Below are 25344 nucleotides of genomic sequence, written 5' to 3' on the forward strand. Positions count from 1 at the left end.
CCCGGTCGGTGTCGAGGTTGTCAGGGCCTGTGGCCGGGTTGGTGAGGGTGCTGGTGTCCTGGCGTACGTCCGGTGGCATCGGGGCATGGTGGGTGCATGTGGCGGCGAGGGCCGCTCGGCACCTAGGCCCGTGCAGGGCACTGGGAGTTGGGCCGGAGCCTGATGCGGCCCGTACGGGGATGGGGGCTCGATGCCGGAGATCGTCGCCTTGAGCGTCGGCGGGGACGGGGACCGGGCCGGAGCAGCCGATCTGGCTGCCTGGCTCGACGAAGAGGACGCACTGCGCGGGCAGGTCCGCAAAGAGGCCGGACCCGTCCCGGAAGGGGCGTTGGGCGGGGAGCTGCAGCAACTGCTGGTGAGTCTCGGCTCCGGCGGAGTGGCAACTGCCTTGGCCAGTGTGGTCATTGCGTGGCTGCGGCGGCGTACCGGAAGCGTGACGGTGCGCCTGTCACGGCCCGACGGGGGCAGCGTCGAGCTGCGTGCGGACCATGTCCGCGCCTGGGACGCCGAGCAACTGCGCGCGCAGGTCGAGCAGTTGGCCAAAGCGGCCTGGCCCGACCAGGACGGTCGGGGCGGGAACGACGACGGGGGCGTCGCATGACAGTGCCGAGCGCTGAGACCGCTGTCGGTGCTTTACGTCCGGTCGCGCTCGCGCGGCCCGGTTCACGTGTCCTGCTGGTCGGGACGTCTCGGCATCCCGAGGGTTCGCCGCTGCCTGACATCGACGCGGTCGAAGCGTCGTTGAAAGGGCTCGCCGCCGTCCTGCACCAGCAGGTGGGGGTGCCCGAGGCCCATGTGCGCGTCCTCCTGGACCCGCCGAGCCCGCTGGAGTTCGGAAACGCCGTCAGGCAGGCGGCCCAGGAGGCCGACGACGCCCTGTTGGTGCACTTCATCGGGCATGGCCTTGTGGGGAGCGACGACGGGCTGTGTCTGGCGACGGGCGCCACCGACGATCTGCTGGACGGCCTGTCGTGGAAGGCCCTGCGCTACCAGGCGTTCCGGGAGACGATTCGGGACAGCCGGGCACGCGCGGTCGCCGTGATGCTGGACTGCTGCTTCTCCGGCCGGGCCGAGCCCCCGCTCGGGCCGCCCGCACTGGATGCCGTCTTCGAGCAGAGCCTGGTGCGGGGAGGTTTCCTGCTCACGTCGACCGCGCGCGAGGAACTGGGGCTCGCGCGGCCCGGGTCGGTGCACACCGCCTTCACCGGCGCGCTGATCCGATTGCTGCGGGACGGCGATCCCACGGGGCCCCAGGAGCTGACGCTGGACCACGCCTATCGCCATCTGTCCCGAGTTCTGCCCGAAGAAGGCGCCCCGCGGCCACGGCGGCACAGCAGTGACCGGGCCGGCGACATGGTGATCGCCCACAACCCCGCATATCGTCTCCGTCCCGTGCCGGCCCCGGAGGAACTGTCCCCCACTGCTGCCGAGACGGCGACGGACGGGGAAGAAGTGCCGTGCCCCTTCCGGGGATTGGAATCGTTCGGCCCTGACGACGCCCGCTACTTCTTCGGCCGCGACGGGGTGATCGAGGACCTGGTCGCCCGTATCCGCGGTCGCGGGCTGATCGCCGTGGTCGGCGCCTCCGGCTGCGGCAAGACCTCCCTCCTGCGTGCCGGAGTCGTCCCGGCGCTCGAGGACCTCGGCGAAGGCTGGAGCGTGGCCTCCATGAAGCCCGGCGCCGACCCGGGGCGCGCTCTTGCCCGGTGCGCGGACGCGCTGTCGGGCAGTGATCGTGCCGTCCTGCTGGTGGACCAGTTCGAGGAGCTGTTCACCGCGGGTGCACCGGAGAGGGAACGGGAGCGCTTCGTCGGCGAGTTGACCGCCCTGGCCGGCGGCGGGACCACCGTGGTGATCGCGATCCGCGCCGACTTCTACGAGGCGTGCACCCGCTACCCGTCCCTGGTGAGGGCTCTGGAGACGCAGCAGGTCGTCGTCGGCCCCCTGGAACCGGAGAATCTGCGGGCGGTGATCGAACAGCCCGCGCGCGTCGCAGGACTGCGCCTGGAGGAGGGCCTGGCCGACACCCTGCTGCGCGAGGCCAGGGTGCGGCGGCTGGGTGTGCAGTCCGCCGTGCTGCCACTGCTGTCCCACGCCCTGCTGGCCACGTGGCAGCAGCGCAGCGGCAGCCTGCTCACGCTCGCCGGTTACCGCGCCACCGGCGGTGTGGACGACGCCATCTCCACCACCGCGGAGCAGGTCTACGCAGACATGTCGCCCGAGGACCGGGCACTGCTGCGCAACCTGCTGCTGCGCCTGGTGCACATCGGTGAGGGCGTGGAGGACACCCGGCGCAGGCTCTCCCTCGTCGACCTGGCCGGTCCCGAAGAACTGGACGCTCCCGCACGGGTGTTGGACGCGCTGGCCGCGGCCCGGCTGGTCACGGTGGACGAGGAGGGCGTGGAGATGGCGCATGAGGCGCTGCTCTACGCGTGGGCGCGTCTGCGCGCGTGGATCGACGAGGACCGCGCAGCTCTGCTGGCACTTCAGCAGTTGTCCGACGCGGCTCGTGTGTGGGAGCAGGCGGGACGCCAGGCCAGCGACCTCTACCGCGGTCACCGGCTGGAAGCAGCCGCCCACGCCGTGGGCGAACATGAACGCGGGGCACGCGCTCTCGGACCGGCCGCCCGCGCCTTCCTGGACGACGGCCTGCGGGAACAGCACGCGGCCCGCCGCAGAAGCCGGCGGGTGCGGATGTTCACCGCGGTCCTTGTCACCCGCGCCCTGGTGGCCTCCGTCCTGGGCCTGATCGCCGAACGGAAGTCCGCGTGGGAGGGACAGCGGGCCGCGCAGAAGGCCGCGGTCGTGCGCTCCACCGGTCTCGCCGCCGACGCGGAGGCGATCCGCACCACTGATCCTGGACTGGCCGCCCAACTCGCCGTCGCCGCCTATCACTCCTCCCCCACCCAGGACGCCGCCACCCAGCTCTACGCCTCGCTCAACACCCCGCTGGACGGCGTGCTCGCGAAGGGGAGTCCGGTGGTGCGCGTGGCCACCCAGCCCGACGGCCCCCTCGCCGCGGACAGTGACCGGGACAAGTCGCTGCGGATCTGGAATCTCGCCGACCCCTCGGCGCCCGTCCTCGAGTCCAAGATCCCCGCCGGCGGCGCGGCCGTCGCCATCGCGCCCGGCGGCAGGCTGCTCTCCGGATACTGTCCCACCGGCAAGGGGCTGTGCCTGTGGAACCTGGCGGATCCTCGCCATCCGCGCGCCGGGGCGAGGCTGCCGGCACCCCGGCGTCTGGCCGGACGGACGACCCAGATCTCCGCGATGGCCATCAGCCCTGACGGGAAGACCCTGGCGGCCGCGGCCGAACAGGGATTCACCCTGCTGTGGTCGATCGCCGATCCGGCCCACCCGCGTCTGCTGGCAGAGCTGCCCGACCCCGCCTCGGAAGACCTCATCGCGGGTGTCGCCTTCGCCCCAAGGGGTCATCTGCTCGCACAGACCAACCAGCGCGGCAAGACCCAGATCTGGAACGTGGCCGAACCGGCCACGCCGAAGAAGGTCACCACCATCTCCACCGGATATCAGAGTGTCGCCTTCAGCCCGGACGGCAAAATGATGGCGGCCGCCGGGGACACGAGCCTCGGGCTGTGGAGAATCGGCGACCCGGCCCACCCGAAGTCCATCAGCGTCTTCACCGGCGTCACCCCGGCAGACCTGGAGAGCGTGGCCTTCAGCCCGGACGGCAGCCGGCTCGCCTACGGCGGCATCGACACCGACGACCCCAAGAGCGCCCTGTGCCAGGTGAGCCTGGCCCCGTCGAACCTCAAGGACAGCGCGCAGCCGGACTGCACCTCCACCGGCTTCGACACCTTCACCGTCGCCTACACCGCGCACGCCGACATCCTCACCGGTGGGCGGGACGGCGCGGTCCGGCTGTGGCGCCGGCCCCTGGCGCAGGCGAGCGGTATGTCGATCACCGGCCGCGACGTATGGAGCATGGGCCCCGACGGCAGGACCTTCGCGGCGCCGCGCCTCGCGACGTCCGCCACGTCCGTAACGTCCACGTCCCCGTCAGCCATCGGTATCTGGAGAGCGCCGTCCGCCTCCGCCGAACCCGTCCTCCGGGGCACCGTCCCGCTTCCGGCCATGGCGCAGATGGTTCTGTTCCTCAATTCGAAGGTGCTGCTGACCGTCACGCACAACGGTGCGGTTCAGCTCTGGGACGTGCACGACATCCGGCATCCGGCCAAGGCAGCCTCCCTCGGCACCGTCGATTTCCCCACCACACCAAGCGGTCTGGGCGACTTCATCATCAACACCGGCGTCACCTCCGACCAGGCCGGAGACCTGGTCTCGGTGCAGAGCGGCGGCCGGCTCGTGCTCTGGCGCGTCAGGAGCGCCCGCGACGCCGGCAAAGCGGGATCGCTGCCGCTGGCCGACCCGAAGTCGGACATCGCCGGCTTCGTGGACCGGCACACCGCCTGCGTCCTCACCAAGAACGGGATCAGCTGGTGGAACATCAACGACCCCGACCACCCCGTCCACCGCGCGACCTCGGCCGTGCACGGCGCCAACCAGGGCAGCCTCACCGCCGCCTCGGGCGTTGCCGCCGGCACCACCGGGGTGAGCGACAGCGGAGCGACCCTCTCGCTCTTCGCCCTCGCCGACGGGCGCCCACGCAGCACGGTCTCCCTGCCCGGAGTCCTCGGTTCCTCTCTGGGAATCAGCGACGACGGCCATCTCGTCGCGGCCGCAGGTGCCGGCGACAACACCGTCACACTGTGGGACACCCGCGATCCGGCCCACCCTCACGCCCTCGGCACGAACAGCACGTTGACCGGCACGACCGGCATCGCCTTCGCCCCGAACGACAAGTTGATGGCGGACTGGAGCGACAACGACGACGCAAAGGTCCAGCTGTGGAGGACCGACCCGTCGTCCTCCCCCACGCTCCTGGCGGCCTTCGCACCGCCCGGCGACTCGACGATCCAGCTCACCGCCGCGTTCACGCCCTCCAGCGCCGTCCTCGCCGTCGCCGCCTCCAACTCCCTGACGCTCTACGACAGCAACCCGCTCAGGCTCGCCGACACCTTGTGCTCCTACGCCGGCCACCCGATCACGGCCTCCCAATGGAAGAAGTACGCACCGAGCGCTCCCTACCGGAACCCGTGCCCGGGCAAGGACTGAGCACCGAGTCCGCAGGCGTACGACCAGCGCGCGACAACTGCCCCGTCATACACGTTTCCCGGCGTCACGACCGCCGTGATCGTACGGCGAGAAGGGTGGACGGCTCCTGGCCCCGGTAGCCGGAGTCCGTGTTGATCACGATGACCAGGGTGGCCTTCTTCGAGGGGAGGTAGACGGTAACGGTCTCGTAGCCGGGGATGGAACCGGTGTGCCCGATCCAGCCGTCGGGTCTCGAAGTTGCCGAGGCCGTAGCTGGTGCCAGCGAAGCCGGTCGGCCGCGTCTTCAGGCGCTGGGCCGGGGTCCGCAGGCTGAACAGTTCGCCGGTGGCGACGATCTTCGCCCAGCGGCGCAAGTCGTTCAGGTTCGAGATCATCGCTCCGGCCGCCCAGGCCCAACTCGGGTGCCAGTCCGTGGCGTCGGCGACCGCGCGCTCAGCGTCTGGTCCGTGTAGCCGTGCGGAGGCGGCTCCGGGAACTCCGCACCGTGCGGGAGCAGCGTGTGCCTCAGCCGGGACGGCCGTAGCACCCGCGTGTCGATGAAGTCGGCGAACCGTTGACCGCTGACCGATACGCGCTCCCACGAGTCCGCTCGTTCGAAGCCAGGCGGTGGCGGTGGGTGTCAGTTGCCTCTCTCTCGGACGCGGGTGTCACATTCGTCGCCTCGGAACCTCTCTCACAGACGACATCCGCAGGAGAGGGGAACGCACGTGAAGCTCGTCGTATTCGGGGCGAACGGAGAGACCGGACGGCTGGTCACCGCGCAGGCGATCGCCGAAGGGCACACCGTCACCGCCGTCACACGCCGGCCGGAGGACTTCCCGCTGAGCGACCGTCGACTGCGGGTGACCGGCACGGACGTGCTCGACCCCGCCGCCGTCGAACGCTGTGTCACCGGGCAGGAAGCGGTGATCTCGACGCTCGGGGTCCCGTTCGGGCGGAACCCGGTGACCGTGTACTCGGAAGGCATCACCCACATCACGCAGGCCATGACGAAACACGGCGTCCGGCGGCTGGTCTGCGTGACCTCGACCGTGCTCTTCGGCGTACCGGCACCAGGCGAGACCCTCTTCTTCCGGAAGGTGCTCGAACCCTTCATCGCGCGCACGGTGGGACGCACCGTGTACGAAGACATGCGGCGGATGGAGCAGATCGTCAGGGACAGCGATCTCGCGTGGACGATCATCCGGCCCGCCGGCCTCTTCGACGCGGAGGCCGTCAGCGGATACCAGGTCGCCACCTCGCGCCTGCCCGGCCGGTTCACCTCCCGCGCCGACCTGGCAGACGCGCTGCTGCGCCAGGCGACCGACGCCCCGCACGTGCGCGCCGTGCTCGACGTCCGCACCTCGGAGGGCGTGCCGAGCATCCTCGACGTCATCCGGAAGGAGGCGTTCGGCAGCAGGAAGTGAATCGCAGGCACGCTTGGTAGAAGGCGACCGCCCTCCGTAGATCACCGCACAGACGCCCCGGCCGGCTTCCACCGTCGTCCAGCCGGGGCTTCGTGCGTGACTTGCGGCTGACGGGAGGTCAGCTGGTGGGCATCAGCACGCTGTCGATGACGTAGACGTTGGCGTTGGCGGTCTTCACGTTGCCGCAGACGACCTTGGCGGACCTGTTGACGGTGCAGGACTCGCCCGAGCCCGACGTGGTGCCGGATTCACCACGGCGTCCTAGACCGAGGCGAACACGTCCTCGTCGCCCAGAGCCACCCGGTCCACCAGCTGCTGCAGGCCCGGTTCCGTCGAGGGATTTCTGCCGGTGTGCACGGCTCCTTTCACGGGGGGTCCTCCGTGGTCGGGACATGTCCGGCCGTAGCCCGAAGCTGCGGCGCCCGCGGATTGCTACCACGGCGAAAAAATCGCGGGTCGAGCCGGAATCGGAGTCGCCGGCGGCCCGGAATGTGGCGAACTCGGTTTCCGCGACCGGTTACTTGGCCCCTGAAACCGAACCGCACCCGTGGCACGTCCTCACCAGCGACCACAGGATGCGGCGCCCGTCCGGGCAGCGCACCACACACTCAGGGGGAAGCCGAAATGCCGTTCCGTTCCGTCAGACCCGCACGTGCCGCCAAGCGCTCCGCCGCCGCCGTCACCGCCGCTCTCACCGTGGCCGCGCTCTGGGCCGCCGCCTCTCCCGCGTCGGCGGTGAAGGGGGGCGGTCCGGCCACGACCGCCGCCCGGCCGTACGCGATGCTGATCGAGCTCGACGGCAACCAGTTCTGCGGCGGCACCCTCGTCGCGCCCACCAAGGTGCTCACCGCCGGCCACTGCGTGGAGAACGCCGGCGACGTCTCCGCGCTGCGGGTCATCGGCGGTCGCACGAAGGTGGACAGCACCGGCGGCACCGTGCGGAAGGTCGCCTCCTACCGGCTGGACTCCCGCTACGGCATGCCCGGTTACGCCTACGACGCCGCCGTGCTCACCCTCGACCGGCCGATGCCCTACCGCACCATTCCGGTGGCCGGCCCGAAGGACGCGGCGCTGGTCGCCGACGGCCGCACGGCCACCGTGCTCGGCTGGGGCCGTACCGGACCCGGCGTCTCCGCCACCCGGCTCAAGCAGGCCAAGCTGGTCCTGTCCCCCGTGGCCGACTGCCGGCCCTACACCGACCCGGACACCGACCCCGCGGCGATGCTGTGCGGCATGCCGCGGCCGCGCACCACCGACAGCATCTGCCCCGGCGACTCCGGCGGTCCGCTGGTCAGCGGCGGCAAGGTCGTCGGCATCGTGTCGTCCGGCAACAAGTACTGCGACGAGCAGTTCCCGGTCTCGGTCTTCGTCCGGGCCGACTCGGTCGCAGCGGACCTGGGACTCCACACCTCCTGACCGAGTTCTAAGGTCTCGGCATGAGACGCACGGACATCACCCAGGACGACGGCACATGGACGGCGTTGTCCCTAGAGGTCGAGTCGCGCCGCCGGCCGGGGCTGTGCCTGTTCAGTACGGGGCGGCGGCTGCTGCTCGCACAGCAGTCGCTGCCCGTCCTCCTGGCCGCCGTCGAACAGGACTACTGCGGTGTGGAGTTCTGGCGCACGGACGCCTACCGCTCGGTCGTCCCGCCGTTGCGGACCGACACGGCTCGGGCTCTGGCCGGCAGTCCGGATCGCTGGGCACACCGCTTCGCGCGGCGTCTGCTCGACGCACCTGACAGCCCTCTGCACGACGGCCGTTGGCTGCTCTCACCGGACAGCCCACTCCTGCACTGGAACCACGGCCGCAGGCCACAGGCCGAGTACTGGGGCTCCATGCTCGTGGAAGGCCACCCGGACGGATACATCGACTGGTTCGTCCACTCCGGCTCCTGGGAGATCCTCCCGCTGCGCGCGATGCCCGACGCGGAGGACGGCCGGGTCAAGGCGTACCGCAAGCAGGCCCGTGACGGAACGCTCCCGCCCGTCCTGCTGTGGTGGGTCAGCGGCCTGGACTGCCATCTGATCCTCGACGGTCACGCGCGGCTCGCCGCCGCGATCGCCGAGTCGACCGCACCCCCGCTGCTGCATCTGCACCGCACAGCGCCGAGCGACGAGGTGACCGCGGGCACGGAGCAGGCGGTACGGCTCTACGAGGCCGAACTGGCACGCTTCGCCGAGCTCCGCACCGTACACGGCGGCCACGTCCCCGACGGCGCCGCGTTCGCGGGACCGGACCTCGCCCGCCGCCTCCAGGCACTGCACACGGAGCAACGGCCCACCTGGGCCTGGCCGTTGCTCGGAGGTGAACCCCAGTGGCGCCGCGTCGCACGCGAGGCGACCGCCAACCAGCGGTGGATCGCGGACGATTGAGCGACTGGATACCAGGGCCTGTTGAGACAGTCCCTAGCGCGAGGAGTGCTCCACCAGCGCCTGGGCGAACGCCTGGGCGGCCGGTGCCGTCCATCGTCTGCGGTGCCGGGCCAGGCGCACCGGGACGTCGGCGAATCCGGGGCCGTTCACCCGGACCAACTGCCCCTGGCGCAGGTGCTCCTGCACGGACGTGAGGGGCAGCAAGGCCAGTCCCAGTCCGGCGGAGACGCAGGAACGCGCCGCGTCCACGCTCCCGAACCGGGTCAGCCGGGGCCGGGCGCCGGGCACGGCGAGCAATCGCCGCTCCAGCTCATCGCTGTAGGAACAGCCCTGTTCCAGCAGGAAGAAGTCCTCCGCGACGAGTTCCGCCCAGTGCGCCGCGTGAGTTCGCTCGGCCAGCGGGTGGCGGGGAGCGCAGACGAGTGCGAGGGGCTCGCGGGCGATCGGCTCGGTCGTCACATCGGGGAAGTCGGCTTCCTCCTCCAGGAGCAGTGCCAGGTCGAGTCGTCCGGACCGCAGGCCCTCGACACATCCCGCCGTTCCGGTCGCGTAGAGACCGACGTCCACCTCGGGGTGACTGGTGCGCAGCGCTGCGATCACGGCCGGCAGCCGGCCGGAGCACAGCGACTCGGGAGCGCCTACGACCACCCGTCCCCCAGGAGCCCCGTCGCCGTCGGCCTTCAGTCGTGCCACTGCGTCGAGGACGTCCTCGGCCCTCTCCAGCAGCCGTCTGCCGGACTCGGTGAGCAGCGCCCCCGTCGGCAGGCGGTCGAAGAGCCGGGTGCCCAACTCCCGCTCCAGGGAACGGATATGGACGGTGACCGTGGACTGGGCCAGGTGCAGCTCGGCGGCAGCGGCCGTGAAGCTGCCGGTACGCGCGAGGGTCGCGAAGGTGTGCAGCAGGCGGGTGTCCACGAGTCCAGCCTATGCGATTCATCGATGGATCGGATCAGTATCCATCGTTGGACTGAATCGCAGGAGGGTGGCAGCGTGGAGCCATGACCACCGACGCGAGCGGAACAAGCCCCGTGAACCACCCCGAGCCGGTCCCGCAGACCCTGCGCTACTCGGCCTTCACCCGCGACCCGGCGGGCGGCAACCCGGCCGGAGTCGTGCTCGACGCCTCCCGGCTCGACGATGCCGCGATGCTCGCCGTCGCCGGCGAGGTCGGTTACTCGGAGACGGCCTTCGTCACCGGCGGGGACGAGGAGGCGCGCCGGTTCCAGGTGCGCTACTTCAGCCCGCTCGCCGAGGTGGCCTTCTGCGGGCACGCGACCGTAGCCCTCGCTGTCGCCCTCGCCGAACGGTTCGGCCCCGGCGAGCTCGTCCTCGACACGCCCGCCGGCGAGATCCCCGTGGCCACCAGGATGGACGACGAAGGCACGGTGCTGGCCACGCTCACGAGCGTGCCCACCCGTTCACGCCCTGCCTCGGACACCGAACTGGACGCGGCGCTCACGGCTTTGGGCTGGGCCCCCGGCGACCTGGACCCCGAACTCCCGTCGCACGTGGCGTTCGGCGGCAACGACCACCTGGTGCTGGCCGCCGCCTCCCGAGCCCGACTGGCGAAGCTGGACTACGACTTCGACGGCCTTGCCGAGGTGATGCGGCGGCACGGCTGGACCACCGTCCACCTGGTGTGGCGGGAGTCGCCGGAGCGTTTCCACGCCCGGGACCCGTTCCCCGTCGGCGGCGTCGTGGAGGATCCGGCGACCGGGGCGGCGGCCGCGGCCTTCGGCGGATACCTCCGCACGCTGGACCTCGTCACCTCCCCGGCCAGGATCACGATCCGCCAAGGGGAGGACATGGGCCGCCCGAGCGTCCTGCTGATCGACGTCGACCCGCAGGACGACCGCACGCGGGTCACGGGACGGGCCGTGCCGATCGGCGACGTGGAATCCTCCGTCGCCGACGTATGAGATGAGTCAGCGGTCGTACGCGAGCCGGGCCGTCCGAGGCACCTGGCCGAAGGCGCCGGCGTGGAACTCGGTGAAGGCCGTGGCGATCTCCTCCCCGCTGTTCATCACGAACGGGCCGCCCAGGGCGACGGGTTCGCGCAGGGGTGTGCCGCTGTAGACCATGACGCGGGGGGGCGCTCCGGGTCGACGGCCCCCAGTCGCAGCGTGGTTGTCGGCAACTGGGTCCAGGGCAAGTGGGTGGTCAGCAAGGGCAAGGCCTGATCCCCACCGGCGGTGGGCCCAGGTCGGTGCCGGGGGCTGCCGCCGACACGAGCTGTTTCAGTGGCCTCCGTGCCCCAGGACGCGGCGGGCCGCCTCGGCCTCCGCCGCCGGCGGCGACAGCTCGTCGAGGGTGTCGAGCTCGTCGTCCGACGCCAGCTCCTCCTCCCAGGCCGCCGCGAGGCGTTCCTGCTCCTCGTGCGATCTGGCACCGACGGTCTCCCGGTGCTCCGGGTCCAGGGCCGCCAGGAATCGTTCGACCGCGTCCGTCGGCATACGGTGCTCCTTGTCGCATGAAAGAGTGCCGCCCCGCGCCAGCATGGCTGAAGCTCGCGGGGCCGGCCACCCGGCACTATTCGGTGACTGTGTCGCCATGGCGGTGGGCCACCCTCCACTCGCCGTCCTCATGGCGGTACACCTGGGTGGCCCGCAACGTGTACGTACGCGGCTCTCCGTCGACCGAGACGGAGGTGTGCTCGAGGCCCGCCGTGTAGGCCATGTCTCCCGAGACGTCACACGCCTGGAGTTCGAACACGTACGAGGTGCAGTCGGAGAAGCCCTTGGCGAGATGGGTGAAGAGCTGGTCGAGTTGCTGCTGACCGTGGGCAGTGCGCCACGCCCCCAGGACGCTCACCGGCTCGTCGCGCGACCAGAGCGCCCGGCGCGGGGCCGCGTCGCCGTTGTGCAGCGCGACCTCCGCCTCGTACAGGGCGGTCCTGACCCACTCCAGGAAACCGTCGCGGTCGGTCATGCCTTCATCATGCGCCGGGCTCGCCGTTCGGCGCAGCGCAAGTGAGGATGCGCGGATACGCTGTCGGTGCTCGGCCCATCAGCTTGCACTCAGCCGGATTTCCAGCGCTCACGGCACAGGAGGAATCGTGGCCGGTCAATTCGAGGCGACTGCCGAGATCAACCGCCCCATCGAGGACGTCTTCGCGTTCCTCTCCGAGGGGACGAACGACCCCAAGTTCAGCCCGCGGGTCCAGGCCATCGCGAAGACCCCGGAGGGGCCGACGGCGGTCGGCACGGTCTTCACCAGCACGGTCAAGGACGCCGGCATGAAGACCGGCCGGCAGTTCCGGATCACCGAATTGGAGGCCCCTGGCAAAATCCGCTGGGCGGAGGTCTCCAAGAACGTCGTGACGGCGAACGAGGGCGGCTACGACCTCGAATCCACCGGCCCGGGCACGACCAAGGTGCGGATTTTCAATGTCCTCGAAGGCCACGGCATCGGAAAACTGCTGGTCGGCTTCGCGCTGAGTGCGGCACGCAAGGACGCGCCCGCGTTCGGGCAGCGGATCAAGGCGGCGGTGGAGGCTTCCTGAGGATCATTGGCGCGCCCGCCCGGTCGTGATCATGATGCAGACGAGGTGCAACAGCCCGTTCGGGCTGTTGCAGGCGTGAACGGCGCTCATCCGGGCAGCCGTGTCGTCACGCATCGGAAGCCCGCCTTCCGTGCGATGCGGACGACGGAAACCGCTGCAACACGAACGATCGAGCAAGGTGGCGTGCCTGGTGAGTGCGAGCCCCAAAAATCCTCGGGACGGCTCTCGTGGCGGGGAGCAGCTGCAAAAAGGCGTGGCGCACATGCCACGGCAGGTCCGCGAAGAGCTGACCCGCAGACTCCGGCGCAGCAAGCGCGCGCTGCGCAAGGAGGACGTCCAGATCGTCGAGCCGCCGCTGCTGCGGCGCGCCGTCGGCGCCTCCGCGCTCGGCAACTGCATGGAATGGTTCGACTTCGGCGTCTACAGCTACCTCGCCGCCACGATCGGCAAGGTCTTCTTCCCCGGAGCCTCCCCCGCCGCGCAGGTCATCTCCTCCTTCGCCACGTTCGCCGCCGCCTTCGTCGTACGCCCGCTGGGCGGATTGGTGTTCGGGCCGCTCGGTGACCGGCTCGGCCGGCAGAAGGTGCTCGCCACCACCATGATCATGATGGCGATCGGCACCTTCGAGATCGGCCTGATCCCCAGCTACTCGGCCATCGGCATCGCCGCGCCGATCCTGCTGCTGCTCGCCCGTATGGTCCAGGGCTTCTCCACCGGTGGGGAGTACGGCGGCGCCACCACCTTCGTGGCCGAGTACTCCCCCGACCGCCGCCGCGGCTTCCTCTCCAGCTGGCTGGACTTCGGTACGTTCGTCGGCTACGCGCTCGGCTCCGCCCTGGTCACCGTCCTGAACCTGGCGCTGAGCGACGACCAGATGCTCGCCTGGGGCTGGCGGATCCCCTTCCTGATCGCCGGGCCGCTGGGCGCCATCGGTCTGTACATGCGGCTGAAGCTGGAGGAGTCGCCCGCCTTCCAGCAGCAGCTCGACGAGCACGAGAAGAGCCTCGCGCAGTCGTCGGCCGGCAGCGAGCTCAAGACCATCGTGAAGAACCACTGGCCCGGCCTGCTCATCTGCATGGGGCTGGTGCTCCTGTACAACGTCACCAACTACATGGTCACCGGCTATCTGCCCACGTATCAGACCGAGACGCTGAACCGGTCCAGCTCCTCCGCCGACGTGCTGGTGCTCATCGGCATGGTGTGGATCGTGCTGCTGATCACCTTCATCGGCCGCCTCAGCGACCACATCGGCCGGCGTCCCGTCTACGCGGTCTCGGCGGCGGCGATGATCGTCCTGGCCATCCCGTCCTTCCAGCTCATCAAGATGCACGGGACCTGGCCGCCGGTCTTCGGCGTACTGATCCTGTCGACGCTGCTGGCCTTCTTCGCCGCGCCGAGCGCCGCCACGCTGCCCGCGCTCTTTCCCACGGCCGTGCGCTACGCCGCGATGGGCATCGGCTTCAACATCGCCGTGGCCGCTTTCGGCGGCACCACGCCGCTGGTCACAGCGGCGCTGGTCAGCGTCACGGGCGACGATCTGATGCCTGCGTACTACCTGATGCTGGCCGGTGTCATCGGGCTGATCACGGTGAAGTTCCTGCCGGAGAGCGCCCAGGTGCCTCTCCACGGTTCCCAGCCGATGGTGGGCTCCGCGGAGGAACAGCGGGACCTGCTCTCGACTTCCGAGGAGTTGTACCGCTCGACTCGGCAGAAGGTCTGAGTGCGCGGTCAGGCCGCGTGCTTCCGGCTCTCGGTCGACGCCGTCGTCCGCCCCCCGCGCACCTCGGACGCCTCGCCGGGGATCAGGCTCAGATGGCGGCGCTCGCCCGCGTGCGGGGGGACGGTGGGGGCTCCGCTCATCCAGTCCTCGACCCGGTCCATCAGAAGCAGGACCGCACCCAGCACGGGCAGTATCAAGACCGCTATGACGATCACTACGAATCATCCCCTTCGCGACGCCACTGACCACCGAGTGCCCGTTTCGTCTCGAAAAATGCCACCGGCGTCGCGTAGGGGTCGATGTCCTGTCGGCGGTCAGCCTTCCCGTCGGGCGGTGAAGGTGTACGTGCCCGGTGCCAGGTCCGGGATCGTCACGCGTCCGTCGACGATGCCGGCCTTGCCGGCGGTCGCATGCCGCCCGTCCCACAGCACGCGCCCGCGCGACCGCACCGTCAGGCGACGCCCGTCCCCCGGCAGGGCGACCGTCGCCCGCGTCCCCCTCGGAACGTCGACGTCGAGGTGGAAGGTGCTCCCCGAGTTCTGCCAGAACACGCGCAACGCGCCATGCGGGGTGGGCAGTTGGCCCTGAGCCCAGGCGATGTCTCCGGGGTTCGGCCGCACCTCCCACGTGGCGTAACCCGGTGACGTGGGCCTGGCGCCCAGGAGTTCGTGAGTCAGCGCCGGCAGGACTCCCGTGGACCAGCCGTGCGCCATGCTGGTGTAGGCGTCCTCGTAGAGAGATCCATCGGGGCCGATGCCTTCCCAGTTGGTGATGCCGGGGTCGTGGCTGTCCATCCAGCCGTAGGTGCGCCGGATCTGGTCGAGCGCGGAATCCGTGCGCCCGGCAGTGAAGCGGGCCACGATCTCGGGGTACGACGTGAAGGCGTACACGCGCTGGGAGGCGCCGCCGAAGATGGTGTCGTTGTCCATGAACGCGTTGCCGTACGGGCGTCGGGTCGTGGCGTCGAGATGGGCGAGGGCCGATCCCGACCGGCCGGCGTCCGCGATGCCCGCGGTGATGGCCAGGGCGTTCCCGTCCTGCGCATGCCGCACCGCACCGGAGGCCGAGTCGAGGTAGGCACCCGCCGCGACGTCCCACAGGTGCGTGTTGATCGCCGCCGTGACCGTCTCGGCCCGCTGCGACCAGCGCGCCGCATCCCCGCCGTGCCCCAGCAGGCGGGCGAGCCGAGCGGCGTCCTTGAGCGCCTGGACGTACAGGGCGTTGTAGTAGGTGATCCTTCCGGTCCGGCCCAGGAAGGCGTAATCGCCGTATCCGCCGGTGTTGTTGAGGCCCTTGCTGAGCAGACCGGCCTCGTCGGTGACGCTCGGGTACCAGGTGTCCAGCACCTTCAGCAGATTCGGGTAGTAGCGCGTCGCGTAGGTCCGGTCGCCGGTGTAGAGCACGTAGTCCCAGCTGCAGGTGACCCACCACAGCGGATAGTCGAACAACGGGAGCGTGTAGGAGGAGATGGAGGCCGGAGGTATCCAGCCGTCGGCGCGCTGGTGGTCGGCGAGGTCGGCGAGCACGTTGCGGGCGGCGGCCGCCGTGTCGTCGTGGGTGAGGTACAACGTCCTTGCGGATACGGCCAGATCACCGACGTAGGGGTCGCGGTCGCGCTTGGCGCCGTCGTGCAGGACGAGCTTGCCCTCCAGCGAGGCGGTCCAGGCGTTGCGCGGGTCCACGTCGTCCTGGCGGAAGGTGTCGGTGACGAGTTCGTTGGTGTAGGCGGCGCCGTACCAGTACCGGTTGAGGTCGTCGTCCGAGCAGAGGAACCAGCCACGGTAGGTGCCGGGCGTTCCCACGTAGGCGGTGAAGTCCAGGCTGACGGAGTCGATTTCGACCGTGCCCCAGGGCTGGGCCGCCGGGGCGTCGGAGGCCAGGGCGTCGAGGGTGACGCGCAGGTATCGGAAGCCGTGCAGGCCGTCGGCGTAGACCTTGCCGTCCGTCTGGAAGCCTTTGTGGTCGGTCCAGTCCGCGCCCTGGGCCGGGACGGCGAACTGGTCGGTTCCCTGGCCCGCGCCCCCGGACTGGTCGGAGCGCGTGAAGTCGGAGCGTTCGCTGAGGAATTGGCGTGTCTCGGAGAACGCCAGGCGCACGCCCGGCGAGTTGCCGGAGGCCGAGGTGAAGCGGATGCGCGGATACCCTACGACGACCTTGCCGAAGTCGACCGTGACGCTGGGCGGCGACACCGCTTCCACCGGCTCGGGCCATACCTCGTTGATGCGGGTGAACGCCCCGTGCGGGGTGTCCTGGACGGCGGTCACCGTGACGCGCACCTTGTTCGTCGACACCGGCGTCGGGAAGGGCACCGCTCGCTGGATGACATCGTTATCGGAGATCGTGGCGGCGGTCTTCCAGGCGTTGTCGGTCCATACGTCGACGGTGAAGGCGGTCGGCACTCCGTCGCTGTTGGAGACCACCGTGATCCCGGACATCTGCCGGGCCTCGGCCATGGTGACGGTCAGGACGTCCGGGAAGGCGGCGATCGTGTCGTCGTTCCAGAAGGTGTCGGGGTCGCTGTCGATGGCGTTGACGGCGTCGTAGGTGCGCGGACGCCCGTCGTTGCCGTTGTTGCCCGCGTGCGACGTGGACGCTTCGGCCGTGGTGCCTTGCGGCCAGCGCGGTGCGGGAGTCGGCTGCGGGCGGCGCAGCACCGTTCTCGCGCCGCCGGGCTTCAGCAGAGCCTCCGGGTCGCGTACGTCGCCGGTCGAGCCGAGCACGCGCTCGGGGCGCACGGTGCGGGATGCGGGGCCCTGGACGTAGCGCTGCCAGCCGGTGCCGATGCGCGGCGGCTCGGGTGTCGCGGCCGTCGCGGCGCCGGAGGTCGAGGCGGCGGCCACCGGGGCCATGCCCGCCGGTCCGACGGTCAGGGCCACTGCTCCGGCGCCGGCCGCGATGACCGTGCGGCGGCGGGGACCAGGCTGTGCGGCGCTTTGCGATGTGCTGTTCGATGTCATGGCATCCCGTCCCTCGATGGCGAGTTGAAACGTTTCAATACGCTGGGGCAGGGCGACGTTATCCCAAGAGCCGGACCCCGTACAGGTCCCGCGCACGCCTTGCGGCGCGCCCCTCACCCACGGTTTCGCCGTCCGGCCGGCCGGACGGCGACGTGTCGAGTCGCGTCCGGCCGACCGGAATCCTCGCGTCGATCAGCCGGTGTAGGCCGCGAAGATCTTCGCGAACTCGTAGGGAGACTGCGGGACGTTGGTGCACTGGTACAGCGCGCCGTTGCAGGCGTTGCGGTCCCGGGTCGCCTCCCAGAAGGCGAGTTCGCCCAGATGCTTACCCTGGGCGAAGGAGACCAACTGGCGGGCGTCGGACTGGTCGTAGACGTGGCCGTCGTCGTTCTGGCCGAGCATCGGCGTGACGCCGACCATCGCCCAGACCTGGGTGTCGGTCCTGCCGGGGTACAGCGACTTCAGCTGGGTGAAGGTGCTCTGCGCCGCCTGGACGGCCGCGTCGCCGTAGTCGACACTGCGGTAGTAGTCCATGGCCATCACGTTCACCACGTCGAGGTCGACCCCGGCGTCGCGCGCCGACTGCACCACGTTCAGGCCGTCCGAGGTCAGCCCCTCCGGGAGCACCGGCAGCGTCAGGGAGATCCGCAGCCCGGGGTGGGCCTGCTGCAGACGCGCCAGCGCCTGGGAGCGGCGGGCGACCGAGGTCGGGTCGGCGGAGGCCGCGCCCTCGATGTCGAAGTCGACGTACTTCAGGCCGTAGGCGTTCACGACCGCGTTGTACTCGGCGTAGAGCGCGTCCACCGAACTGCACGCCTGGGCCAGTTCGATGCCGCTGGCCCCGCCGAAGGAGACCTTGACGTCTCCACCGGCCGCCCGGATGGCGTCGATCTGGTCCTTGGCCCAACCGTCGCGCGGGTCATAGGCGTTGAACCACATCGCCTTGCAGCCGGAGGCGGTGATGAAGGCCATCGTGTAGTTCTTCACCCCGCTCGCCGAGGACATGTCCGGCATGCTCGGCGTGGGCCACGCCCCCATGTCGATGTACGGCGCGGTGGCCAGGCCCCCGCTCTGCTGCTGGCCGCCGGCGGAGGTCGTGCCACCGACGGCGGCGGAGTACGCGGACACGTTGCCCGCGGCGTCGCGGGCCCGCACACGGAACGAGTAACTCGTACTGGCCGCCAGCCCGTTGGCCGTGTACGAGGTGCCGGTCACGGTGACGGGCGCAGCGCCGTCACGCGAGATCTCGTACCCGGCGACGGAGCCCGAGTCGTCGGTCGAGGCGTTCCAGCGCACGGTCAGGGAGGAGCTGCTCGCGGAGCCTACGGCCACTCCCGCCGGAGTGCTGGGCGGTGTGGTGTCGGTGCTCGAACCACCCGCGCAGGAACCGCCGTCGAGCTTGCAGCCGGTGGGCGTGCCGGTGCCGCTGGAGACCCAGCCGAAGGAGGCGGACGCGCCCGGCGCCAACGTGCCGTTGTACTCACGGTTCTTGAAGGTGTAGTGGCTGCCGTTCCGGGTGAGCAGCGCGTCCCAGTACGAGCCGACCGTGGTGCCCGAGGGCAGGTCGAACTCGACACTCCAGCTCGACAGCGAGGTGCTGCCGGCATTCGTGATGGTGTAGGCGCCCTGGTAACCACCGTCCCACGTCGACGTCTTGGCGAATGCGGCGGTCGGTGCGCCCGCGGCCGAGGCGGGTGGGGCCATGACCAGCAGAAGCAGCCCGGCGAACAGGGCGAGAAGTGCGGACGGTCTTCGCATGTACTGCCTCCACTGGGGGGTGGGGCGCCGGTCGGCGCGTGAAGCGGCAGAGTTGGTCCATACCAATCCTCTGGCATGTACATACTGAGCTTCGGGGCCGGCCGTCAAGCCCCACAGCGGTGTCAGCTCATTTCACGACGTCGGGCCACCTTGATGCCGATGAGCCCGACGAGCAGCAGTGCGGCGACGGTGCCGAGCGTGAACGCCTCGAACGAGGTGCGGGAGACGCCCCAGACGTCGCGGAAGTCGTAGTCGATGCCGAAGAGCCCTTCGAGCACTCCGGGGAAGAGCGCGCACCAGGAGCCGATGAGGATCCAGGCGTAGGCGAGGACCGCGCAGGTCATGAAGCCGCGAAGGCCGAAGGGGACGCTGTAGGGGCGCGGCACCTCGGGCCTGCGCAGCCGGAGCACGACCAGCGCGGGGATGACCACCAGGTAGGACAGCAGCAGGGTGGTGACCGCCACGGTGAGGACCACCGCGAACACGGCACCGGCGTCACCGTGGGCCAGTTGCATGGCCGCGAGCATGAACACCGTGGCCACCGCGCCCGAGAGCAGGTTCGTGCGCACCGGGGTGCCGAGTCGCGGGTGGAACGCGCCGAGGGCGCGGGTGAAGAAGCCTCCGTCGGCCGCGGCCATGGCCTGCATACGGTCGCTGACGATCATCCAGGCGCTGCCCTGGGTGAGAAGGGCGAAGACGAACAGGACGGCGGTGAGGGTCAGCACCGCGCCCGAGGCGCCGCCGTAGACCCCGAAGACGAGGCGGGCACCTTCCATGAAGCCGCCGATTCCGGTGACTTGGTGGGCGGGTACGACGGCCAGGAGCGCGAGGACGGGAAGCAGGTAGCAGCAGGCGGCGACGGAGGCGGAGCGTCCGAGGGCGGCGGGGACGTCGCGTTGGGGGTTGTGCATCTCCTCCCCCGCCGCGTTCGGGGCCTCGAAGCCGACGTAGGCGAACAGCAGGATCGGGACGAGCGCGAGGAAACCGGCCGTCGTCGGGGTGAAGCGGGTGTCGGTCAGCCCCTGGAAGCCGTGCTCGATGCCGTAGACCACCGCGGTCAGCGTGAACAGCGCGAGGGCGAAGACCTTCGTCGCCGCGCCCGCCGTGGTGATCCACTTGCCGCGGCGCAGGCTGACGACGGCGGTGAGGATGGCGACCCAGACGAACAGGAGCTTGAACGTGTAGTCGGCGACGGTGCCCGAACCGAGGTGGAAGACGAAGCCGTCCCAGGTCTCGGCGGCGAGGAAGACCAGTGAACCGCCGAGCCAGATGGGGTTGGTGACCCAGTACAGCAGGGTCGTCAGCGCGGCGGCCGGGCGGCCGAAGGCGAGTTTGACCCAGACGTACGGGCCGCCCTCCTGCGGGAACGCGGCGCCGGTCTCGGCGAACAGCAGGGCGTAGGGGATCAGGAAGAACACGGCGATGACCGCGGTCCAGGTGGCGGCCTCGCCGCCGCCGGTGGCGATCTGGCCGATGGTGTCGAAGGAGATGACCGCGGCGATGGCCATGGCGGTGATGTCGAAGCGCTTCAGGCTGCGCTGCAGGGAGGTCGTGGCGTGCGGTGCGCGCGACTCTGTGGAGGAGAGGTCGAAGGACACGGGCAGTTCCTAGGGCAGGGAGAGGGGACTGCGGAAGGCGCGTGTGGGCGCGGTGACGGTGTGGGGCCGTGTCGGGTGGTGCTGGGCGGGGAGGCCCGATGGGCCGGGGGCCGGGCCTCCCCGCGGGAGGTGTCAGGCGGTGCGGATCTCACCGGTGGGTTCGGTGCGCTCCAGGACGCCGCGCAGGGCCAAGGCCGCTTCCTTGGCCTCGGTCTCGGTCATGATCAGCGGCGGGGAAAGCACCAGGCTGTGCGCGGAGTCGCGCACGATCACGCCCGTCTCGCGGCGGATGACGTCGTGCGGCATCCGGTCGGGGTTCAGGGGCAGGGGCGTACGGGTGGCGCGGTCCTGGACCAGTTCGACGGCGAGCATCATGCCGACGGAGCGGATCTCGCCCACGATCGCCAAGTCGCCCAGCTGGGCGTCCAGTTCGGCGTGGAGGAAGGCGCCCAGGCCGGTCGCGCGGGCGAGCAGGCCCTCCTTTTCGATGATGTCGAGGTTGGCGAGGGCGACCGCGGTGGCCACGGGGTGGCCGTTGTAGGTGTAGCCCATGGGGAAGCCGTGGTCGCGCAGGAGGACCTCCGCCACGTGGTCGCCCACCAGGAGGGCGCCGAGCGGCACGTACCCGGAGGTGATGCCCTTGGCGGTGACGATGATGTCCGGCGTGACGCCGAAGTACTGGGCGGCGAACCACTCGCCGACGCGGCCGTAGGCGGTGACCACCTCGTCGAAGATCAGCAGGATGCCGTGGCGGTCGAGGACTTCGCGCACTCGCGGCCAGTAGTCGACCGGCGGGACGAGCATGCCGCCGACGCCCATGATGGGCTCGCCGATCATCGCGGCGATGTTCTCCGGGCCGATCTCCGCGATGCGCCCCTCCAGTTCGCTGATGAGGAAGTCGGTCGGGTCCTGACCGCCGTAGAGCTCGGTCCGGTACGGCCACGGCGGGGTGAGGTGGGAGACGTGCGGCATCATCGGGGCGAAGCCCTCGTGGTAGAGGGGGAAGCCGGTGGCCGAGCCGCCGCCGTAGCCGATGCCGTGGTAGGCCTTGCTGCGGGCCAGGATCCAGGTCCGGCCGCTCTCGCCGCGGCGGTGGTGGTAGTAGCGGGCCATCTTGATGGCCGCCTCGTTGCCCTCGGAGCCCCCGGAAGTGAAGTACACGTGGTTCAGCGGGGCGGGGGCCAACTCGGCCAGGCGGGCGGCGAGTTCGATGGCGCGGTCGTTGGAGAACTCCCAGAAGCTGGTGAAGTACTCCAGCTTCTTCATCTGCTCGTGGGCGATGCCGGCCAGGTCGGTGCGGCCGTGGCCGACCTGGGCGAGCCAGAGGCCGCCGGTGGCGTCGAGGTAGCCGCGCCCCTCGGAGTCGGTGAGGCGGCAGCCGGAGCCCTCCGTCATCACGACGCGCTCGGTGGCGCTGCCCGGCAGATAGGGGTGGATGATGTGGGCTCGGTCCAGGCGGGCGAGGTCCGCGGCGTCGAGGGTCATGGGTGCTGCGTCCTTTGGGTCGGTGCCGGATGCGGGTGCGAGGTATGAAATGGGCCTGATCACGCGGCTGTTCAGCCGTAGGCGAGCCAGGTCGTCTTCAGACCGGTGTACTTGTCGAAGGAGTGCAGGGAGAGGTCGCGGCCGTGGCCGGACTGCTTGAAGCCGCCGAAGGGCGTGAACGGGCTGAGCGCGTCGACCGTGTTGACCGACACCGTGCCGGCGTGCAGCGCGTCGGCGACGCGATGTGCCCGGCTCACGTCCCGGGTCCACACGGAGGCGGCCAGGCCGTAGGCGGAGTCGTTGGCCAGGCGGACGGCCTCGGCCTCGTCGCGGAAGGGCAGCACCGTCAGCACGGGGCCGAACAGTTCCTCCCGAACGAGCGGGGAGTCCGGCGCCAGGCCGGTGACGACCGCCGGGTCGACGTAGGCGCCGTCCCGGTCGGGGCGCGTGCCGCCGCACACGAGGGTGCCGCCCGACGTTCGCAGTGCCTCGAGGATGCGCTCGGCCTGCACTTCGTCGACCAGCGGTCCGAGACGGGTCGCGGGGTCGAGCGGGTCGCCGGGCAGCCAGGCGCGGGCGTGCTCGGCGACGTTGGCGGTGAACTCCTCGGCGACGGAGGCCTCCACGAGGAGCCGGGTGTTGGACGAGCACACCTGCCCGGAGTTGTAGGCGAAGCCCCAGGCGGCGCGCTCCGCGGCGGCCTCCAGGTCGGCGTCGGCGAAGACCACGTTGGGGCTCTTGCCGCCGGCCTCGGGCCAGACCTGCTTCATGTTCGACTCCGCCGAGTAGGCGAGGAAGCGCCGGGCGACCGCGGTGGACCCGGTGAAGACCAGGGTGTCCACGTCCGGGTGCAGCCCAAGAGCGCGCCCGGTCGTCTCCCCCGGGCCGGGAACGACGTTCAGCACGCCGTCCGGGAGACCGGCCTCGGCGGCGAGTTCGGCCAGCAGCAGCGCGGACAGCGGTGACTGCTCGGCCGGCTTGAGGACCACGCTGTTGCCGGCGGTCAGCGCGGGCGCCAGCTTCCAACTGGCGATGTCGAGCGGGAAGTTCCATGGAACCACCGCGCCGACCACACCCAGCGGGACGCGGCGCACCAGGGCCAGGTTGCCGGGTGGTGCCGGTGCGATCTCGTCGTAGAGCTTGTCGACGGCCTCCGCGTACCAGGCGAACACGCCGGCCGCGCCGGGCACGTCCGTGCCGTGGGCTTCCGCGATGGGCTTGCCCATGTCGAGGGTGTCGCACAGGGCGAGCTCCTCGCCGTGCTCCTCGATGAGGCGGGCGAGCGCCAGCAGGACCCGCTTGCGCTCGGCGGGTGCGGTACGCGACCAGCGGCCGTCCTCGAAGGAGGCGCGGGCCGCCGCCACGGCCCGGTCGACGTCGGCGGGCGAGCCCGCCGCGACATGGGCGGTCGTCTTGCCCGTCGCGGGGTTGACGGTCGGAAACCACTGGTCGTCGGCGGGGTCGTGCCACCTTCCGCCGATGAACAGGCGGGTGCGGGGCACGAGGTCGGCGGCGCGCTGCCGCCAGTGGGCGTAGGTCTTCATGCTGTGGCCTTCGATCGCGTCGTGGGACGTGGCGGGCCGGTGCCCGCTCGGATCTCGGGGGCCTGGGCCGTTGCGGGGGCGCCGCCTCGACGCGGCGGGCGCCGTACGGGTGGAGCGGTCCTGCGACCGGCGCCGCCCATCGACTTCTTTGAACTCAGATTCAAACAATTGGTGAACCACCCGTCAATGCTCCTGGCGGAAACTTCTTGCAGAATCTGGTGTCGGTGACAGAGAATTAACCGCCATGGGCAACGTCGGCAGACCACGCAACCAGACGGCACGCAGGGAGGCCCTCGTCTCCGCCGCGGGCCGGGCCATCGCGGAACGGGGCCTTGAGGGCCTGCGCATCAAGGACATCGCGGACGCGGCGGGCGTCTCGCAGGGCTCGGTGCTGTACTACTACCCGGACCTCGACGGCCTGGTGCTGGAGGTGCACCGGGGCGCGGTCGAGGGCTACCTCTCCGCACGGCAGCAGGCCTACGACGAGGCACCTTCGCAGGATGCCGCCGCGCGGCTACGGGCCCTGCTGGACAGCGGCCTGCCGGGCGACCCGGACGACGCCGTCCATGGCCTGCTGTACGAACTGCACCGGCGCGCGGGCCGCAGCCCGGGCCACGCCGAGCTGATGACCTCACTGTTCGCCAGGGAGGTCGCCCTGTACGCGACAGCACTCGAAGTCGGCGCGGCCACCGGTGTGTTCACGCTCGCCGGCACTGCGCAGGATCTGGCGCACGGACTGGTCGCGCTGGAGGACGGTTACGGGCTGCACATCATCAGCCACAACGCGGCCCTGCGGCCCGAGCGGATCCGTCAGCTGATCACGGCACATGCGCGCGCGGTGACGGGGTGCGCCGAACTGTAGGAGAGCGCCGGGCAGTTGGCACCGGCCCGTTCAGTCCGTCGCGCTGCGCCTGGCCGCGATCTCCCGCAGAACGTCCATGACCGCCCGGGCACGGGCGGTCTGCGTGACGCCCTCCACGGTGGCAAGGGTGAGTTCCAACGGCGGCCGGGCGTCCCTGAGTTGCAGCTCGACCACGTCGCCGCCGCCGTAGGTCTGGCTGGTGGCCGGCCGCTGGTTCAGAACCGAGTAGCCGAGTCCTCTGGCCACCATGGACCGGACGGTCTCGTAGCTCTGCGTGCGGTAGCGCACGTCGGGTGCGGTGCCGGTGTCCGCAACCAGGGCGCGGAAGTAGTCACGGCTGTAGGGCAGGTCGAGCAGCACCAGGGGTTCGGCGGCCAGTTCGGCCAACTCCACGCCGTCCCGGCCCGCCAGCGGGTGTCCGGCCGGGACGATGACGTACGCCGGGAAGCGCGCGATCGTCTCCCCGCCCAGTTCCTGGTCGGCGGAGAGACCGAAGTCGTAGGTGAGGGCGAAGTCGATGCGGCCCGCGCGCAGCGTCTGGAGCAGCTGCTCGGTCTCGGCCTCGACGACGTCGATCTCGATGCCCGGGTAGCGCTCCGTGCACTCGCTGAACAGGGCCGGGAGGTAGTACGGGGCCAGGGTGATGAAGCATCCGACGGTCACCGGGCCGGAGAGGGTCTCCCCGCTACCGCGTGCCTCGCCCTCCACCTCGCGTGCACGGGCGAGCAGTTCACGCGCCTGGTACTGGAGCCGCTCCCCCGCCGGGGTGAGGACCAGCCCGCGGCCCCGCCGGCGGATGAACAGCTGCACCCGCAGATCCCGCTCCAGGTTGTGAACCGCCGAGGACACCGCGGACTGCGCGATGTGCAGCCGGGCCGACGCCGCCGTCATCGACCCGCACTCGGCGGCCACGAGGAAGTAGCGGAGCTGTACGAAGGTGAAGCCCACCGGTGACGTCATATCTGGCCCTTGCCGCTGATGATCCTGTCCGTGCCCGACCTTAT

General features: G+C 70.6%; 20 protein-coding genes and 2 pseudogenes. 9 read left to right on the forward strand and 13 right to left on the reverse strand.

Annotation, left to right across the window (positions count from 1 at the left end; genetic code table 11):
* Positions 1-190: 190 nt before the first annotated feature.
* Together ACGFYN_RS18925 and ACGFYN_RS18930 are read left to right on the forward strand one after the other, a co-directional pair.
* Positions 191-601: a hypothetical protein gene (locus ACGFYN_RS18925; protein WP_393866948.1), complete on the forward strand. Its 411-nt coding sequence runs from the start codon at positions 191-193 to the stop codon at positions 599-601.
* The gene (locus ACGFYN_RS18930; protein ID WP_393866949.1) at positions 598-5136 is read left to right on the forward strand and encodes a hypothetical protein; all 4539 of its coding nucleotides are present in this window, start codon (positions 598-600) and stop codon (positions 5134-5136) included. The genes ACGFYN_RS18925 and ACGFYN_RS18930 overlap by 4 nt, the downstream gene beginning before the upstream one ends.
* Here ACGFYN_RS18930 and ACGFYN_RS18935 read toward each other — a convergent pair.
* Positions 5106-5701 (reverse strand): annotated as a pseudogene (locus ACGFYN_RS18935) (serine hydrolase domain-containing protein); the annotation flags it as partial. The gene ACGFYN_RS18930 and the pseudogene ACGFYN_RS18935 overlap by 31 nt on opposite strands.
* Positions 5702-5843: 142 nt before the next feature.
* Here ACGFYN_RS18935 and ACGFYN_RS18940 point away from each other — a divergent pair.
* Positions 5844-6542, forward strand: a complete 699-nt coding sequence (locus ACGFYN_RS18940) for an NAD(P)-dependent oxidoreductase (protein ID WP_393866950.1) — start codon at positions 5844-5846, stop codon at positions 6540-6542.
* Between the two features lie 118 nt (positions 6543-6660).
* On the opposite strand, the pseudogene ACGFYN_RS18945 reads toward ACGFYN_RS18940, so the two are convergent.
* Positions 6661-6783, reverse strand: a pseudogene (locus ACGFYN_RS18945) (fasciclin domain-containing protein); the annotation flags it as partial.
* A 383-nt stretch (positions 6784-7166) separates the two neighbouring features.
* Here ACGFYN_RS18945 and ACGFYN_RS18950 point away from each other — a divergent pair.
* Complete coding sequence (locus ACGFYN_RS18950) at positions 7167-7958, forward strand: S1 family peptidase (RefSeq protein WP_393866951.1); 792 nt, start codon at positions 7167-7169, stop codon at positions 7956-7958.
* A 20-nt stretch (positions 7959-7978) separates the two neighbouring features.
* The gene (locus ACGFYN_RS18955; protein ID WP_393866952.1) at positions 7979-8914 is read left to right on the forward strand and encodes a hypothetical protein; all 936 of its coding nucleotides are present in this window, start codon (positions 7979-7981) and stop codon (positions 8912-8914) included.
* A 33-nt stretch (positions 8915-8947) separates the two neighbouring features.
* Here the strand turns inward: ACGFYN_RS18955 and ACGFYN_RS18960 are convergent, their stop codons facing one another.
* On the reverse strand, positions 8948-9829 hold the full coding sequence (locus tag ACGFYN_RS18960) for a LysR family transcriptional regulator (RefSeq protein WP_393866953.1): 882 nt from the start codon (positions 9827-9829) through the stop codon (positions 8948-8950).
* Positions 9830-9912: 83 nt separating this feature from the next.
* Between ACGFYN_RS18960 and ACGFYN_RS18965 the strand changes: the two genes are divergently transcribed.
* Entirely contained in the window at positions 9913-10833 is a 921-nt protein-coding gene (locus ACGFYN_RS18965) for a PhzF family phenazine biosynthesis isomerase (RefSeq protein ID WP_393866954.1), read from the forward strand.
* Between the two features lie 6 nt (positions 10834-10839).
* Here the strand turns inward: ACGFYN_RS18965 and ACGFYN_RS18970 are convergent, their stop codons facing one another.
* The 3 genes from ACGFYN_RS18970 to ACGFYN_RS18980 form a co-directional block, all read right to left on the reverse strand.
* Positions 10840-10995 (reverse strand): pirin-like C-terminal cupin domain-containing protein, encoded by a 156-nt coding sequence (locus ACGFYN_RS18970; protein ID WP_393866955.1) that lies wholly within the window; start codon positions 10993-10995, stop codon positions 10840-10842.
* A 156-nt stretch (positions 10996-11151) separates the two neighbouring features.
* Positions 11152-11367: a hypothetical protein gene (locus tag ACGFYN_RS18975; protein WP_393866956.1), complete on the reverse strand. Its 216-nt coding sequence runs from the start codon at positions 11365-11367 to the stop codon at positions 11152-11154.
* 76 nt (positions 11368-11443) lie between these two features.
* On the reverse strand, positions 11444-11842 hold the full coding sequence (locus ACGFYN_RS18980) for a YybH family protein (protein ID WP_393866957.1): 399 nt from the start codon (positions 11840-11842) through the stop codon (positions 11444-11446).
* A gap of 127 nt (positions 11843-11969) precedes the next feature.
* Between ACGFYN_RS18980 and ACGFYN_RS18985 the strand changes: the two genes are divergently transcribed.
* Positions 11970-12416, forward strand: a complete 447-nt coding sequence (locus ACGFYN_RS18985; protein WP_393866958.1) for an SRPBCC family protein — start codon at positions 11970-11972, stop codon at positions 12414-12416.
* Positions 12417-12678: 262 nt separating this feature from the next.
* Positions 12679-14136 (forward strand): MFS transporter, encoded by a 1458-nt coding sequence (locus tag ACGFYN_RS18990; RefSeq protein ID WP_393866959.1) that lies wholly within the window; start codon positions 12679-12681, stop codon positions 14134-14136.
* Between the two features lie 8 nt (positions 14137-14144).
* Here the strand turns inward: ACGFYN_RS18990 and ACGFYN_RS18995 are convergent, their stop codons facing one another.
* The 6 genes from ACGFYN_RS18995 to ACGFYN_RS19020 all read right to left on the reverse strand — a co-directional run bounded on the left by ACGFYN_RS18995 (position 14145) and on the right by ACGFYN_RS19020 (position 23478).
* The gene (locus ACGFYN_RS18995) at positions 14145-14351 is read right to left on the reverse strand and encodes a hypothetical protein (protein ID WP_393866960.1); all 207 of its coding nucleotides are present in this window, start codon (positions 14349-14351) and stop codon (positions 14145-14147) included.
* Positions 14352-14450: 99 nt separating this feature from the next.
* Entirely contained in the window at positions 14451-17093 is a 2643-nt protein-coding gene (locus ACGFYN_RS19000) for an alpha-L-rhamnosidase C-terminal domain-containing protein (RefSeq protein WP_393866961.1), read from the reverse strand.
* A gap of 192 nt (positions 17094-17285) precedes the next feature.
* Positions 17286-18851 carry a cellulose binding domain-containing protein gene (locus tag ACGFYN_RS19005; protein WP_393866962.1) on the reverse strand — a complete coding sequence of 522 codons (1566 nt, stop codon included), beginning with the start codon at positions 18849-18851 and terminating at the stop codon, positions 17286-17288.
* A gap of 122 nt (positions 18852-18973) precedes the next feature.
* Positions 18974-20449: an APC family permease gene (locus ACGFYN_RS19010; protein WP_393866963.1), complete on the reverse strand. Its 1476-nt coding sequence runs from the start codon at positions 20447-20449 to the stop codon at positions 18974-18976.
* Between the two features lie 132 nt (positions 20450-20581).
* The gene (locus ACGFYN_RS19015) at positions 20582-21934 is read right to left on the reverse strand and encodes an aspartate aminotransferase family protein (RefSeq protein WP_393866964.1); all 1353 of its coding nucleotides are present in this window, start codon (positions 21932-21934) and stop codon (positions 20582-20584) included.
* A 71-nt stretch (positions 21935-22005) separates the two neighbouring features.
* Positions 22006-23478, reverse strand: coding sequence for an aldehyde dehydrogenase family protein (locus ACGFYN_RS19020; RefSeq protein ID WP_393866965.1), 1473 nt, complete (start codon positions 23476-23478; stop codon positions 22006-22008).
* 244 nt (positions 23479-23722) lie between these two features.
* Between ACGFYN_RS19020 and ACGFYN_RS19025 the strand changes: the two genes are divergently transcribed.
* Complete coding sequence (locus tag ACGFYN_RS19025; RefSeq protein ID WP_393866966.1) at positions 23723-24340, forward strand: TetR/AcrR family transcriptional regulator; 618 nt, start codon at positions 23723-23725, stop codon at positions 24338-24340.
* 30 nt (positions 24341-24370) lie between these two features.
* On the opposite strand, the gene ACGFYN_RS19030 is transcribed toward ACGFYN_RS19025, so the two are convergent.
* On the reverse strand, positions 24371-25300 hold the full coding sequence (locus ACGFYN_RS19030; protein ID WP_393866967.1) for a LysR family transcriptional regulator: 930 nt from the start codon (positions 25298-25300) through the stop codon (positions 24371-24373).
* Between the last annotated feature and the right edge of the window lie 44 nt (positions 25301-25344).

The sequence above is a fragment of the Streptomyces sp. NPDC048419 genome (assembly GCF_043200415.1).
GTDB lineage: Bacteria > Actinomycetota > Actinomycetes > Streptomycetales > Streptomycetaceae > Streptomyces.

Coding starts and splice junctions, on each gene's coding strand:
- ACGFYN_RS18990 (WP_393866959.1), top strand. CDS start 12,679: ATGCCACGGCAGGTCCGCGAAGAGCTGACCCGCAGACTCCGGCGCAGC.
- ACGFYN_RS19005 (WP_393866962.1), bottom strand. CDS start 18,851: ATGCGAAGACCGTCCGCACTTCTCGCCCTGTTCGCCGGGCTGCTTCTG.
- ACGFYN_RS18925 (WP_393866948.1), top strand. CDS start 191: ATGCCGGAGATCGTCGCCTTGAGCGTCGGCGGGGACGGGGACCGGGCC.
- ACGFYN_RS18950 (WP_393866951.1), top strand. CDS start 7,167: ATGCCGTTCCGTTCCGTCAGACCCGCACGTGCCGCCAAGCGCTCCGCC.
- ACGFYN_RS19030 (WP_393866967.1), bottom strand. CDS start 25,300: ATGACGTCACCGGTGGGCTTCACCTTCGTACAGCTCCGCTACTTCCTC.
- ACGFYN_RS19000 (WP_393866961.1), bottom strand. CDS start 17,093: ATGACATCGAACAGCACATCGCAAAGCGCCGCACAGCCTGGTCCCCGC.
- ACGFYN_RS19015 (WP_393866964.1), bottom strand. CDS start 21,934: ATGACCCTCGACGCCGCGGACCTCGCCCGCCTGGACCGAGCCCACATC.
- ACGFYN_RS18975 (WP_393866956.1), bottom strand. CDS start 11,367: ATGCCGACGGACGCGGTCGAACGATTCCTGGCGGCCCTGGACCCGGAG.
- ACGFYN_RS18955 (WP_393866952.1), top strand. CDS start 7,979: ATGAGACGCACGGACATCACCCAGGACGACGGCACATGGACGGCGTTG.
- ACGFYN_RS18930 (WP_393866949.1), top strand. CDS start 598: ATGACAGTGCCGAGCGCTGAGACCGCTGTCGGTGCTTTACGTCCGGTC.
- ACGFYN_RS19020 (WP_393866965.1), bottom strand. CDS start 23,478: ATGAAGACCTACGCCCACTGGCGGCAGCGCGCCGCCGACCTCGTGCCC.
- ACGFYN_RS19025 (WP_393866966.1), top strand. CDS start 23,723: ATGGGCAACGTCGGCAGACCACGCAACCAGACGGCACGCAGGGAGGCC.
- ACGFYN_RS18980 (WP_393866957.1), bottom strand. CDS start 11,842: ATGACCGACCGCGACGGTTTCCTGGAGTGGGTCAGGACCGCCCTGTAC.
- ACGFYN_RS18970 (WP_393866955.1), bottom strand. CDS start 10,995: ATGGTCTACAGCGGCACACCCCTGCGCGAACCCGTCGCCCTGGGCGGC.
- ACGFYN_RS18965 (WP_393866954.1), top strand. CDS start 9,913: ATGACCACCGACGCGAGCGGAACAAGCCCCGTGAACCACCCCGAGCCG.